At 41.9% G+C, this 14,597-nt stretch carries 11 protein-coding genes and 1 pseudogene; 1 reads left to right on the top strand and 11 read right to left on the bottom strand.

The features are described from left to right. Nucleotides 1–23: 23 nt before the first annotated feature. The 11 genes and pseudogenes from EJN84_RS06695 to EJN84_RS06645 form a co-directional block, all read right to left on the bottom strand. Nucleotides 24–1,556, bottom strand: coding sequence for a RagB/SusD family nutrient uptake outer membrane protein (locus EJN84_RS06695; RefSeq protein WP_129594697.1), 1,533 nt, complete (start codon nt 1,554–1,556; stop codon nt 24–26). Between the two features lie 27 nt (nt 1,557–1,583). Then, nucleotides 1,584–3,914, bottom strand: coding sequence for a SusC/RagA family TonB-linked outer membrane protein (locus EJN84_RS06690; protein ID WP_238943952.1), 2,331 nt, complete (start codon nt 3,912–3,914; stop codon nt 1,584–1,586). A gap of 28 nt (nt 3,915–3,942) precedes the next feature. Then, nucleotides 3,943–5,472 (bottom strand): IS5 family transposase, encoded by a 1,530-nt coding sequence (locus EJN84_RS06685; protein WP_238943951.1) that lies wholly within the window; start codon nt 5,470–5,472, stop codon nt 3,943–3,945. A 108-nt stretch (nt 5,473–5,580) separates the two neighbouring features. Next, nucleotides 5,581–6,747 (bottom strand): annotated as a pseudogene (locus tag EJN84_RS06680) (TonB-dependent receptor plug domain-containing protein); the annotation flags it as partial. Between the two features lie 223 nt (nt 6,748–6,970). Beyond that, a complete protein-coding gene (locus EJN84_RS06675) occupies nt 6,971–7,954 on the bottom strand; it encodes a FecR family protein (protein WP_129594695.1) in 984 nt (327 codons plus the stop codon). 71 nt (nt 7,955–8,025) lie between these two features. Continuing rightward, complete coding sequence (locus tag EJN84_RS06670) at nt 8,026–8,601, bottom strand: RNA polymerase sigma-70 factor (RefSeq protein WP_129594694.1); 576 nt, start codon at nt 8,599–8,601, stop codon at nt 8,026–8,028. A 60-nt stretch (nt 8,602–8,661) separates the two neighbouring features. Continuing rightward, entirely contained in the window at nt 8,662–9,873 is a 1,212-nt protein-coding gene (locus EJN84_RS06665) for an aminotransferase class V-fold PLP-dependent enzyme (RefSeq protein ID WP_129594693.1), read from the bottom strand. After that, the gene (sufD, locus tag EJN84_RS06660; RefSeq protein WP_129594692.1) at nt 9,864–11,216 is read right to left on the bottom strand and encodes a Fe-S cluster assembly protein SufD; all 1,353 of its coding nucleotides are present in this window, start codon (nt 11,214–11,216) and stop codon (nt 9,864–9,866) included. The genes EJN84_RS06665 and sufD overlap by 10 nt, the downstream gene beginning before the upstream one ends. A gap of 75 nt (nt 11,217–11,291) precedes the next feature. Continuing rightward, nucleotides 11,292–12,044: a Fe-S cluster assembly ATPase SufC gene (gene sufC, locus EJN84_RS06655; RefSeq protein ID WP_129594691.1), complete on the bottom strand. Its 753-nt coding sequence runs from the start codon at nt 12,042–12,044 to the stop codon at nt 11,292–11,294. A 181-nt stretch (nt 12,045–12,225) separates the two neighbouring features. Further along, nucleotides 12,226–13,011, bottom strand: coding sequence for an ABC transporter ATP-binding protein (locus EJN84_RS06650; protein WP_129594690.1), 786 nt, complete (start codon nt 13,009–13,011; stop codon nt 12,226–12,228). A 13-nt stretch (nt 13,012–13,024) separates the two neighbouring features. Then, nucleotides 13,025–13,774 carry an MlaE family ABC transporter permease gene (locus EJN84_RS06645; protein ID WP_129594689.1) on the bottom strand — a complete coding sequence of 250 codons (750 nt, stop codon included), beginning with the start codon at nt 13,772–13,774 and terminating at the stop codon, nt 13,025–13,027. A gap of 102 nt (nt 13,775–13,876) precedes the next feature. Between EJN84_RS06645 and EJN84_RS06640 the strand changes: the two genes are divergently transcribed. After that, nucleotides 13,877–14,593 carry a M48 family metallopeptidase gene (locus tag EJN84_RS06640; RefSeq protein WP_129594688.1) on the top strand — a complete coding sequence of 239 codons (717 nt, stop codon included), beginning with the start codon at nt 13,877–13,879 and terminating at the stop codon, nt 14,591–14,593. Nucleotides 14,594–14,597 lie beyond the last annotated feature (4 nt).

Below are 14,597 nucleotides of genomic sequence, written 5' to 3'. Positions count from 1 at the left end.
CTTTTAAATAATTAGAAACAAAATTAATTCCAATTTCCGTTTTGCGTCAATTCAAATTCGGTTCCTTTCGTTTTCTCCATCTCACCTTGTGGAATAGGTATATATTTCATCCACTCGGAGAAAGTACGTACAGAATTATGTTCAGGCAGATCCTCAGTCAAAACACTTGTGGCATCTCCCCATCTTACCAAATCCCAAAAACGCATCCCTTCACCTAAAAATTCACGACGGCGTTCGAGTTTAATATTTTCTATGTTTGCCGTAATTGAAGGAACTCCTGCGCGATTACGTATTTGATCTAAACATCCTTGGGCGGTAATGCCTTGAACCTCGAACTGCCCATGTAACACTATAAGTTCGGCGTAATTCAATAATGTTTCTGCATAGCGGAAAATACGTAAATTGTTGCAATAATTTAAATCGACATCACCGGGAGGCGGATTATATCCAACGCGAGCAGCGTACTTGCGTTGAAACAAACCGGTATTTTGAAAACGAGCGGTATAAGATCCATCTTCCCATTTGTTAATTGAAGCATCACGACGTACATCTCCTTCTTCATACATATCATAAGCACTCTGACGCACAGGGCCAAAGCCCCAACCTCCTTTGAATACAGAATTAGGATCTTTGAGATCGGCTGGCGAAATAAACGCAGGCAGGTTCGTGCCATAACCGCTCCATGAATTTCCCCATGTTTTTCCTTCAGGAAGCTGGTTGCTTTCGAAAATGGATTCTTTACAAAATTCGTTCTCGTCTCTCCACATGGCATCAAAATCTTCGAAGAGTTCATATTCTCCGCTATTGATAATTGTGGCCATATCATTGGTAACTTGAGCATAACGCGAAGCATCCTTTTGATACATCACCACCCTTGCCCGCAACATAAGTGCCGCAGCCCGCGAAACACGACCAAGATCATTTCCAACGGTTTTCATGGGGATCCTTCCTTCAACGCAAGCGAAATCAACATCCTTCAAAATTTTATTGTAAATTGAGTCAGCCGGTAATTGCTTGGCCATATACGGAGGATTGGAAAGTGGTTCTTCGAAATATGGAATATTACCCCAAAATTTCCAAAGCAAATGCACATAATATGCTCTCAGAAAATGAGCCTCAGCTTTATATTGTTCCAGTTTTTCCTCTTTAACACCAGAAGCATTTTCACAGGATATGATAACATTGTTAGCTCGAGCTAAACCCGTAAAATAGATACTCCAGAGTCCATCCAGTGTCGAAGCAGCGGTGGATGTAAATTGCGACAGTTTATACAATTGTTCCTGATCACCGGCACTACCTCCACCTTTATAAATATCATCTGACCGCAGATCCGACATTAATAAAACCGCATTGTAATTGCCATTTGCATAACTGTCGAACAAAAGAATTTGATATGCAGACGCAAGATTTGACAGGATCGATCCTTCCGTAGCCGCACCTCCGTACTCGGGTTTTTCGGTCGACGATGCACTTAAAAAATCGTCACTACAAGAAATCATAGAAAAAACTCCTATCACGAGAGTAGCTATGATTGCAATAAATTTATATTTTTTCATTTTTTCTATATATTTAGAATTAATAGGTTAGAATGACACATTCGCTCCAAGATAAATTGTTCTTGATTGAGGATAAACACCTCTATCGACTCCGATACGGGTATACTCGCCCGTTGCAACCTCAGGATCAAATCCATTATAACCGGTGAATGTGAATAGGTTCTCAGCAGACACATATAATCTTAGCTGCTGAATGGATATTTTCTTTGTCAAAACCTGAGGTAAGGTATAGCCTAATTGTGCCGTTTTTAATCGCAAGTAGCTGCCGTTCTTGATATAAAGATCCGATGATCTCCAGTTGCTGTTAGGATCGGCACTCGTCATACGAGGTATCTTATCAGAGGTCCCCTCTCCATGCCAGCGTTCCAATATCCACGATGGACGATTCATTGCAGGAATATCCCCTCGCATAGAAAAATCGAATACATCATTTCCTTGAGCGCCTTGGAAAAACAAGTTCATATCAAAATTCTTCCATTCAGCCCCAAACGAAAATCCAAATGTCCAATCCGGCATTCCTTTCCCTATCTTTGTCTTATCGTTATCATCTATTACTCCATCTCCATTATAATCAACAAAACGGACATCGCCCGGCTGAGCTTTAGGCTGATATGTCACTCCGTCTGAATTCACGTAAGCATTAACCTCCTCAATATTTTGGAATATTCCGTCAGTTTTGTAACCATAAAAGAATGGCCATACTTCTCCATTTTTACCTTTGATGAAACTACCCAACCCTGAAGCGCCGGCGGTCTCATAAATAGCTTCTCCGGAAGCATTCCCAAGTTTTATTAATTTGTTTTTGAGATATGAAGCATTTGCCAAAATATTGTACTTAAATTCGCCGAGAGTTTGTTTCCATCCAATTTCAAATTCGAGCCCCCGGTTTTGCATATCGCCTACATTTCCAATCGGTGCACTTTGACCAACGTAACTCGGAATTGGTTGATCCATCAGCATTCCGTTTGTATTTTTCACGAAATAGTCGAAACTAAACGTAAGGGCATTACGCAAAAAACGAGCATCAAAACCCAAGTCCGTTTGTTCAGATTCCTCCCATCTAACATTCGGATTTGGCAGAGCCGATGGAGATGTTCCATATTGCATCACTCCGTTTTTTGAGTCAGAAGAAACTACATATCCACCTCCGAAATAATAATTTTGCCCACCATCCATCAATGATGTATAGCGGAAATTGCCAATATTTTCATTACCATTTTTTCCCCAACTGAAACGAAGTTTGAAAGCATCCATCCATTCCGGGCGAATTTCTTCTAAATAAGGTTCGTTCAACACATTCCATCCCAACGAAAGAGCAGGAAATACAGCCCATTTGTTATTAGGCCCAAATCTTGACGATCCATCCCTTCGAATAGTTGCCTGCAACATATATCTTTCCGCATAATTGTAATCGAGACGACCAAAATATGAAGCCAGCGCCGTAAAATTATATCCTCCAGTGCCACCATAAATTCTTTCTTTGTCTCGATCTGCAGTGGCAGCATTAATAGTCGCTAATACAGGATCGTTACCCAATAAATCATAATCACTTCCTCCTACCTGACGATAAGTGTATTTTTGAGCTGATTGGCCCAACACAAATGTCAGATTATGTACATCCCTAAATAATTTGTTGTAGGTAAATACATTCTCAACTTGCCATTTGAAACCTCGATTCATTTGACTCCAAACGGAACTCTGGCTCACATCCTTGCCCTGCGTAGCCAAAAAATATGGATATTCATAGCCATCATCGCCCCAAAATGCCAGATCAAAACCATAACTACTCTTAAATTTCAGACCAGGCACCACATCCAATTCGCCCCAAAATGTGCCGACAAACTTATCAGAATTCCACTTATCTGAACGTGGTTGGTTAAGCATCGCCACGGGATTGGCTATTTCCTGAAATCCTGAGGGTGGAATCGAAAATACATTTCCGTTTTTATCGGTCACGGCATAAGGATGAGACGCTAATATTGAAGCGACTGATTGAATATCTGGATCGGAAGAGGTTTCGGGAGCATATACAGGAACTCTAGGGTTAAAAGCCAATGCACTTCCAAGTACCGAACCATATTCAGAGTTAGTTTCAATACCGGTGGAATTGTCACGAGAATAGCCGACATTCACACCAACTTTGAGACTATTAACAAAATCTCGATCTTTTTCTTCGAAAACCTTATAGGTAGAATTGGTACGCAAACTCCACCTTTCGTAATTTGATTTCCCATAATTACCACCAACAATTCCATCCTGACCAAAGAAACCCATTGATAAGAAATACGATATTTTTTCGGAATTTCCGCTTATACTAAGTTGATGTGATTGAACAGGTGCATCATAATTAGGGTTCACTGAATAATTCCGTTTAAATTCATATATATCAGGCCACAGTTTTTAGGGAGAAGAGAAGTTCCCGATTTATGGCAGAAAATTTTTTCTTAACCTCCAACATCATCTTTTCGAATAAGACAAAAAGAAGCCCTTTGAGGAACTTCATAACATTCTTCACAAAGAAACATGCTGCCGTCCACACGTCGGCAGTATCGGGAAGTTTGGCCCGCACATTGTTTACCCGATAGACTCTTTTGTCCGTTCCAAAGGTAGATTCAACTTCATTCCTTTTCCCCTCGTCTTTGGCTGCTTCCCTCCGGCAGGCTTCTGTCTGCATCTCTTTGGAAGGCCTGCCCAACGGCTTGCCGGCTGCTCTTATGTGGTAACGCTTCAAAAGCGCCCGATTTTCCCTGTTCATGTAAATCTTGTCGGCATAACAGGTGGTCGGAAGATATCCGAAACGTTCATAATAGGCCTTGATGTGCCGCTCCATATCCTCTGACTCGTTATAGGCATCCCAACTGAAGTGATCGATGAAAGTGTAACCGCCAACCACGCTGACTCCTATCTTTGAACCGAACTCTACTTTTGATTTGGATTTCCCTCTGACAATAGGGCGAACATGGGGTTGAAACACACTGATAATTCTGTCGGGGCACTGATGGGTGTGAGTATCATACATCCCTTTCTGTTGATGATAAACCTTGATGATCGTTCCTATCCATTGCTTCTCTTTTTTCGTCAGCGAATCGAACATGGAGGTGGAGCCTTTCGATACGATATCGGTTATGCTTCGAAGGTTACGACACAGATAACCCAATTGCTGTCTGATTCCCTTTCGGATGAGTTGTTTCGACTTCCTCTTTTTCTTGATTACCTGAAGATAGTGGTGTCTTGCTCTTTTGCGATGTGTTCGTGGTTTTGGACTGCCACTTAAGCGGCACAGCTTGTCTATCAAACGTTCACTGACTTCTCGGGCATCGTTGAGCAGGTCAAGATCCGTGGGATACCTGACTTCCACATCGCAACACGTGGCATCTATCTTTATGCTCCCTTTGTGAAGCATGCCTTCTTCATCGACAAAACTGTCATCTTCATTCTTCCGTTCGTCTTTCTTCTTATCCGCATTATCGCTTTCATTTCCTCCGCCTCCTTCCGATTCTACGCTTTTTCCCCGTTCTGCTTCCATCACGGCTAACGACATTTCGTTGATTGATTCGACATTCATGCGTTTGCGAACGTAAACGAATAAACTCGAATCGAATACCGGTTTACTCGTAAACTCTTCCAATCCGATAAAATACTGCATGTAAGGATTCTCGGCAATGAGCCGGATGGTTTCTTCGTCCGAAAGATTCATCTTGTGCTTGATGATCAATGCTCCAATTACCATGCGGGCAGGTTTGTTGCCTCCTCCGCTATGTTGGTTGCGCAGACTCTTATTGTAGATGCGTTCAATCTTGTCCCAAGGCATCAGGTTCGCCAATTTATACCACCGGTTGGATGGATCGAGCGATTTCTCGAGTGTGCCCGAAAAAATATCAAGTCGTAGTTGTTTTGCTTGCGAGTTGTATTTCATAATGTAGCCGTTTTGCCCATAAATGTACGACTTTTTCCCGAAAATAACAAGAAAATACGAACTTATTTTATTAAATATCAATTGATTGACCGAATTCAGGAGACCCTAATTAAATGTTTCATCTTGCCAATCAGTACCTTTGATTTGATTTGAAATTTGATCGAATGAATATCTTGGTAAGTTTCCATCATTAATCTGAGCTTCATTCATAATTATCATGTATTCCTGGGCATTCAATACAGATTTTTTCTTCCAGGGATTTTGCCACCCGTAATTGAAATCATAATTGATAAGTGGTCTCCCTGCTGCGGCCCCAATAGCACCTTCTCCGGATTTGGTTGTTATCAAAATTACGCCATTTGCAGCGCGTGCCCCATAAATAGCAGCAGAAGCTGCGTCTTTAAGCACTTCTACAGATTGTATATCAACCGGATTAAGGTAATTTATTCCACCGTCTACGGGCATTCCATCTACGATATACAGAGGATCACTGTTATTTACAGTGCCGATACCGCGAATGCGAACTTTAGATTCAGCTCCCGGATGCCCCGAGCTTTGTGTGATTTGAACTCCCGACACTTTTCCCTTTAATGCGTCTTCTACCCGCGATGGCCGCGCAGTATTCAGTTCCTCTGACGTCACTCGACTAATAGCTGCAGTTACAACGCTCTTTTTCTGAACACCATAACCTATAACAACCAGTTCATCCAATAACTCGGCATTTTCTTGTAATATGACGTTTAAAGTAGTCTGATTTGTAATCGTAAACTCCTGATCGACGTAGCCAATGTACGAGAAACGCAAAACCGAGCCACGTGGTACATTGATCGAATATTTTCCATCTACATCAGTAATTGTACCCATAGTAGTACCAACTACCGAAATATTGGCCCCGATGATTGGCTCTCCATTCTGATCAGTTACTATTCCACTTACACTCTGCACATTGTTTTGTTGAGGCGATGGGACGTCCATCGATGTCAACTGTTTTTCTCGACTTTTGTAAAGGATGTAAATTTTCCCATCCTTAATTTCATAACCCAAATTACGGGGCGAAAGCAATGTCTCAAGGACATCGGAAAGCTCTCCATCAGTAACATGGATGGTTACTTCATCGCTTAGGTTTACAACCTCTTTGCTGTAAGCCAGAGTGTAACCCGTTTGTTTTGAAATACTTTCCAGCACGGTTTTCAGATTTGTTTTCGTATAATTTGCACTCACTTTTTGCGCCGAACTAACGCTCAAACTAAACAAAAAGATTCCAAGCAGCAACATTACACGCTTCCCAGATAGAATTTTTCCCATGGTCTTTTGTATTAATAAATTAAACGTAAAAAAATGTTATTAAATTCTCATAAATAAAACATCTCGAAGATTTTTTAAACTTATTGTATTGACACGAATGGCAGCAAAAAGTATTAGGAAATAAATAAAAAAATAAAACATTAAATAAAAATACAGCAACCCCAATAAAAAATTAGGGTTTACCGAATTTGCCTCAGGAAAGCGAAACCTCTATTTCTGTCCCTTTCTTCATGAATTTCACAGGCGCAATTTTCTGAAGTTCAGACAAGATTTCTTCGAGTGATGTTTGTCGGGTAGTGAGAGTATAGGTATATTTTAAGGCCTCACGGTCTTTGATGCGGAAAGATACGTCATATTTGCGTTCGAGCGTACGAATAACTTCTGAAAGGGGTGTATCGTTAAGGTAAGTGATTTGATATTTCCACAATGATATATTGGAAGATTGAGGCAAGTTTTGTATCGTACAGGCACCGGCAGTTTTGTCGTAAACAATTTGTTGTCCCGGAGCAACTTTGTAACGATTGGTTGGTGTATCAAAGGTAATCTTTCCCTCATCGAGAACCACCTTTATTTGCTCATCATCGTTATAGGCCTTTACGTTGAACGACGTTCCTAAAACGCGAACGTCCGCACTTCCCGTATTGACGATGAAAGGACGATGTTTGTTTGGCGAAACTATAAAATAAGCTTCCCCCGAAAGGAAAACCTTCCGCTTAAAAAGTCCGAATTTTTTGGGATAACGAATTTTGGTGTCAGCATTCAGATATGCTTGAGTCCCGTCCTGAAAAAAAATTCGAGCGTTGTCGCCTCTCGGGACATAAATTTCGGCGTAAGTTGGATTTCCAAAAATTTGCGCATCAGGATTCGATAAAACAACCCATCCGAGCAGCAATACAAGAGGAATTACTACCGCCGCAACGCCATACGTCACTTTGCGAATATGCTTACGTCTGATATCTCGGAGAATGTTCGATAAAATTTTATCGGATTGAACAGATGATATTTTAACATTAAGAAACTCATCTTCCATGAGATATGCATCTCTGTCGATCATTTCCGAAAGAGCCTGCTGTCCCTCGATAGACGATGAGATCCAATCTACAGTTTGTCGCGCTTGTTCCTTCGACGACTTTTCCTCGATTACCTTCTTTAGTGTTGCTTTTTCGGATGATTGCATATAAAAATACCTGTTCTATTTAATAAATAGACACACGAAAACGAAAAAAAATGAGTGTAAAATGCACTTTTTTAAAATATCATCAATTTTATTTTCCGGAAGTACGTTCTAATCATTTTGACAGACTCCTGATAGTGCGATTTTACGGTGTGTACAGAAATTCCCATTCGATCGGCAATTTCCTGATTACTTATATCCTCTTCGATTTTCAATTTGCACACTTCTTTTTTTTGAGCAGGCAACGAATCGATAGCCCGATAGAGCGTTTCTAAAACTTGTGTCTCTTCCATGCGTTGCAGAAAATGATTGTCGTCCGCAATTTCGTTTTGCGCATTTGCGTAATACACCGAGATTGTGTCCTTATGATCGCGTATCTGATTGAGAATATAGTTTTTGGTCATGGTATAGAGATAATTCTTCAGATTGATGCCTATCTCTATATCTTTTGTATTTTCCCAAAATTTCACAAACACATGCTGCACCGCTTCTTCTGCCAAGTCCGTATTTTTCAGATAGCGAAGTGCCAATGCGTAAAGATAGGCGTGATATTTCCGATAAATCACAGTAAAAGCCTCCTTATCTCGGCTTTTGATGAGCAGAAACAAGGCATTATCTTCGTTGTGTGTGTATTTGAAATCAGCATCCATGGAATTACAAAAAAATAACACCCGACAAATATACGCTTTCTTTTTTTCCGGTAATAAAAATCAGAACATCTTAACTATTCGCTCTATCGCATTCGCGAGAAGATCAATTTCCCCACGAGTATTGTAGAAAGCGAAAGAAGCCCTCACAGTGCCCGGAACACCGAAAAAGTTCATGAGCGGCTCGGCACAATGATGACCGGTGCGCACCGCGATCCCCATTTTATCGAGCAACGTGCCCACATCATAAGGGTGAATATCTTTGACAAGAAATGATAAAACACTGCTTTTGTTTTGGGCCTCTCCGAAAATACGCATTCCATCCATCGAGCTCAAGCGCTCCGTCGCATAATCGAGCAATTCTTTTTCGTATGCGGCAATGTTGTCGATGCCCAGGCCGGCAACATAATCGAGTGCCGAAGCAAGGCCGGTTGTGCCAACAAAATCAGGTGTGCCGGCTTCGAATTTGAAAGGAATTTCGTTATAAGTGGTTTTTTCGAACGAAACATTCGCAATCATTTCGCCTCCGCCTTGATAGGGCGGCATCGCGTTAAGCCATTTTTCTTTTCCGTAAAGAACACCAACACCTGTTGGTCCATATATCTTGTGCGAAGAAAATACCAAAAAATCGCAATCGAGTTGCTGCACATTCACACCGATATGTTGAACCGATTGTGCGGCATCGATTAAAACAGGGATATCATGTTCGTGAGCAATGCGAATGATTTCGTCAATTGGGTTTATTGTCCCGAGTACGTTCGAAATATGAGTAACGGATATAAGTTTGGTTCGCGGCGAAATTTTTTTTTCGAATTCGTCAAGCAAAAGTTCGCCTCGGCTGTTGATAGGAGCTACCCGTAATTTCACACCGCGAATATCGGCCTGCAATTGCCAGGGAACAATGTTGGAATGATGTTCCATGGCCGTGATCAAAATCTCGTCGTCCTCTTTGCAGAAGGCTCTGCAAAAAGATGAAGCCACAAGGTTGATCGACTCGGTTGTTCCACGCGTAAACACAATTTCCGACTCAGAGGCAGCGCCTATGAATTTTTGCACGGTTTTTCGGGCATTTTCATGAGCTTGGGTAGCTTCCTGACTCAGGAAATGAACACCGCGATGGACATTCGAATTGAGCGTGAAGTACATCTCGTCGATCTTTTCCACCACGCAGCGCGGTTTTTGTGTAGTAGCTGCATTGTCAAGATAGACCAGGGGCTTACCATACACCTCCCGCTGAAGAATGGGAAAATCGTGTCTGAGTTCAATTATATCCATTTTTTATCTGCGACATTGCAGTTTCCGCAACGAAGTAATTCGCCCCGAAAACGTTTATTGACCAAATATTCGAGTCGCTCGCGAAGAGTGTCGATACGAACCAAATCGATCACATCTTTGGTGAAAGCCACCATCAGCAACATGCGTGCTTCGGCTTCGGGTATTCCTCTGGCTTGCAAGTAGAACAACGCCTCCTCATCAAGCTGTCCGGTAGTAAGTCCGTGCGAACATTTCACGTCGTCGGCATAGATTTCGAGCTGAGGTTTCGAATACATATGGGCATCGGACGAGGTAGACAAATTACGATTGTTTTGGTAAGCCTGCGTTTTTTGTGCACCCTTCTCCACCAGAATTTTCCCACAGAAAACGCCCGTCGATTTTTCTTGCAATGCATACTTAAACAATTCGTTGCTGGTACAATGCGGTACGGCATGATCAATAAAAGCAAAATTATCGACATGCTGCTCTTTGTCGCAAATAGCCAATCCTCCAATATGTGCTTCGGCATACCGACCCAGCAGTCTGAAATGATAATTGTTGCGCGTATATCCATTGTGGAGAGTAATGCTGCTGGTTACCAGACAAGAATTCTCCTTCTGTTCGGCGTAAAGCGAAGAAAGGCGGGTAACTTTTTCCGAATTCTCTTCCAACTCATAAAAGTCGACTTGCGCCCCTTCCTGCGCTACGATTTCGGTAACCTGCGTAACAACAAATTGAACTTCGTCAACCGTATGGTCGCAAATGAGGAGTTTGACTTGTGCATTTTTTTCGGCGATCACCAAGAGCCGTCGATTTACATTCAGGTCAACGCCTCCGCGCAAGATATTGATAAGTTGAAGTGGTTTTTCGACCACGACATTTTCGGGAACATACAGTACAAAACCATCCTGAGCGAACATGGTGTTGTAAGCCGTAACGCCGTTTTGCGAATAATCAGCTATGCGCGCATAGTATTTATTAAAAATATCGGGGCGCTGTTGCGAAAAATCGATCATACTACCCGCAAACACACCGTCAGGCAAACTATTCGGATTTTGGGCTTTGCGATAATAACGTTCGTTGATCAAGAAATATACGAATGTTGACAGGTTGGGAACATCACACTTGAAAGCGTCATAGGGATTCACGGGAATCGGGATATTACGCAGATTAAGTCCCAATTCGGTATCGAATGCTCTCGCAATATTGGAGTGTTTATAATCTTCGAGTTTCGAGGTTGGGAAACCTATTTTGCCGAAAGTTTCGAAAGCAGCCTGACGTTCTTTGTTGAATCCGTCGGAAGAATTCCGATCGATTTCTTCACGATAGGTTTCAAACAGATCGATATATTGTTGTTCGGTCATTTGTTACTTGTTACGGTGTATAATAAAAACTATCCCGTCCGAGACGGAATAAAACAAAAAAATAACATATCCCGTTTAAGGATTGATGAGCCAGTCGTAGCCCTTCTTTTCGAGTTCGAGCGCCAGTTCGGGCCCATCCGTTTTAATGATTTTGCCTTTGTAGAGCACATGAACCACATCCGGCTGAATATAATCCAACAATCGTTGGTAGTGGGTGATGACGATAGTAGCATTGTCGGGGGTATGCAACTTATTGACACCGGCAGCAACTATGCGCAAAGCATCGATGTCGAGACCGGAATCGGTTTCGTCGAGTATTGAAAGCAAGGGGTTGAGCATGGCCATCTGAAAAATTTCGTTGCGTTTTTTTTCGCCGCCCGAAAATCCTTCGTTCACCGAACGACTCACCAATTGACTATCCATCCCGAGCAACTCACGCTTTTCGCGCATGAGCTTGAGGAAATCATTGGCCGAGATGGGCTCTTCTCCTCTATATTTTCTTTGTTCGTTGACTGCGGCACGCATAAAATTAACCATGCTCACGCCGGGAATCTCCACCGGATACTGAAAGCTCAAAAAAAGGCCCTCTCTGGCTCTATCCTCAGGAGACATATCGAGCATATCCTTTCCGTTGAAAATAATTGATCCACGAGTAACCTCAAATTTCGGATTTCCCACCAATACCGATGCGAGGGTACTTTTCCCCGAACCGTTAGGACCCATTATGGCATGAATTTCGCCTTTATTTACTTCCAGATCAATTCCTTTCAGGATTTCCTTGCCTTCTACTACGGCATGTAAATTTTTTATTTGTAGTAAATTCGACATATTTAGTCTGTTGAAAAAGCGGATTTGAAACATCCACTCAAATTTTATATTTATGTGGTTTTATTATAATAAGCAGTGAAAGCAACTGCAAAACCTTAAACAACTTTCTCCTCCGAATTGTTTGATCATTCGCTTCCGGCAAATAAAAATAATGATGGTCGATTTGCGGCCGAAACGCTATTCAACGCTCAGAATTTCGTGTTTCTTGACCGGTTTCTTCCGCTTCCTTTATTTTTTTAAACAAATCGGATGCAAATACAAACTCATTCAGCTCCTTATTATCCGAATTTATCACATGATCTTTCGTTCCCTCCCACTCCTTCACGCCTTCGTTGATAAATATGATATGATCGCCAATGTTCATAACGGAGTTCATATCGTGCGACACCACGATGGTCGTAATCTCGAAATCTTTGGTGATGCCTTGAATCAATTCGTCTATTAGTTGCGACGTTTTGGGATCGAGACCCGAATTGGGTTCGTCGCAAAACAAATATTTTGGATTGAGCGCAATGGCGCGAGCAATGGCGGCACGCTTCATCATACCGCCACTAATTTCGGACGGATAAAGATTTGCGGCATCAAGCAAATCGACACGCTCCAGACAAAACTCGGCTCTCTTCTTTCGCTCCCGATAATTTTTACGTGAAAACATATCAAGGGGAAACATCACATTCTCGAGCACCGTTTTGGAATCGAAGAGGGCTGCGTTCTGAAAAAGCATTCCCATATTTCGGCGCAACTTCTTTACATCTTTCTGCTTCATTTTCAGAAAATCTTTTCCATCATACAAAACTTTCCCCCCTTCGGGACGAAGTAATCCGACGAGACATTTCAGAAACACACTCTTTCCCGATCCACTCTTCCCGATAATCATGTTCACTGCACCCTCCTTGAATTTAGTCGAGATATTATTTATAACGACTTTCCCTTCAAATTGCTTGATTAAATTTTGTACTTCTATCATCGGTTCGAAAGTGTTAACCCATCATCAATTGAGTGAAAGCCAAGTCGATCATCAAAATCAAAATGCTATTTGCCACCACCGAATCGGTGCTTGCCTTCCCCACATCCAGTGCTCCGCCTCGAGCGTTGTACCCGTAATATGCGGCCACCGAAGAAATAATGAACCCAAACAACATCGATTTGAGGAGCGAGTACCAAACAAGCGATTCCCTGAAAAAGAATTGAATGCCGTAAATATAAGTATCTGGGCTCGGGTCACCTGAAATAGCGCAAAATACATATCCTCCATACAGCCCCATGAATGTGCTGAAAATAACAAGCACGGGCATAAAAAGCACAAAAGCGGCAATTTTCGGCAAAATAAGAAAATTAGCAGAATTTACACCCATAATATCAAGGGCGTCAATTTGTTGCGTGATTCGCATCGTGCCAATTTCGGATGCAATATTCGATCCGACTTTTCCTGCAAGTATAAGACAGATAACGGTGGAAGAAAATTCGAGAATAATGATTTCGCGCGACACCGATCCTACTGTCGAACGCGGGAGCAGCGGAGAGTTGATATTATAGGCTATTTGCATGACGATGACGGCCCCGATGAAAAGAGAGATAATCGTTACAATCCATATCGAATTGACGCCTAATTTATAGGTTTCTTTCGAAAATTCCTTTGCAAACTCTCTTGCCCGATCAGGAGGCATCAGCACGCGCCTGAGCAGCAACGCATATTCACCGATACTTTCTAATGTTGATCTTATGGACATATTGCCGAATTTTTAAACACGCAAAGATAGCCTATTGTTTTCAAACTATAGAAAACAAGTCGCAATTGCGTTCGTATTTTTAAAAATAATTATCTTTGCGGCATGTACAGAATAAAACATTCCGAACTTGGTGAAATCGTTGTAAAGCCCAATGTACGAGCAAAAAAAGTAATTGCCCGGCCCATGTCGGGGCACATTGAGCTTACCATACCGCAAGGCCTTTCGCACGATAAAATTCTCGAATCCTTAGACCGTCTGAAGCCCCAGCTTCTAAAACTACCACGCCGGGCAGAACATTTTATCTCGGAAACCACTTCATTTCGAACATTCACATTCGAGGCCTGCATCAAAAAATATGAAATCTCGAATCAATTTCGGATGACGCTGCGCAATGGTATGCTTACCGTTTTCGTTCCTGAAAATGCGGATATTCTCTCCGTACGATCGCAAAACATTATCAAAAATCTGATAGAAGAAGCATTACGCCACGAAGCGAAACGCATTTTGCCCGTTAAAACCGAGCAGCTGGCGCAAAAATTCAAACTCAACTATCGCAGGGTCTTTATCAAGAAACTGAAATCGAAATGGGGAAGCTGCTCATCCGACAAAAATATCAACCTCTCGCTTTATCTCATGCTTCTCGACGAAAAAATGATCGAATACGTTATTCTTCACGAACTTACACATACTGTGGAGTTGAATCACAGCACCAAGTTTTGGGAAAAACTTAGCGTTTTCTGTGGCGAAGATGCCAAGATGCTCGACAAAAAACTGCGATACAATTTACCCAACAGTTACGCATATTTTTTCGAGCACTAAAGAC

Source organism: Seramator thermalis (genome assembly GCF_004138125.1).
GTDB lineage: Bacteria > Bacteroidota > Bacteroidia > Bacteroidales > Dysgonomonadaceae > Seramator > Seramator thermalis.
The sequence above is the reverse complement of the archived record's forward strand: the minus strand, read 5'-3'. Positions and strand labels throughout refer to the sequence as shown.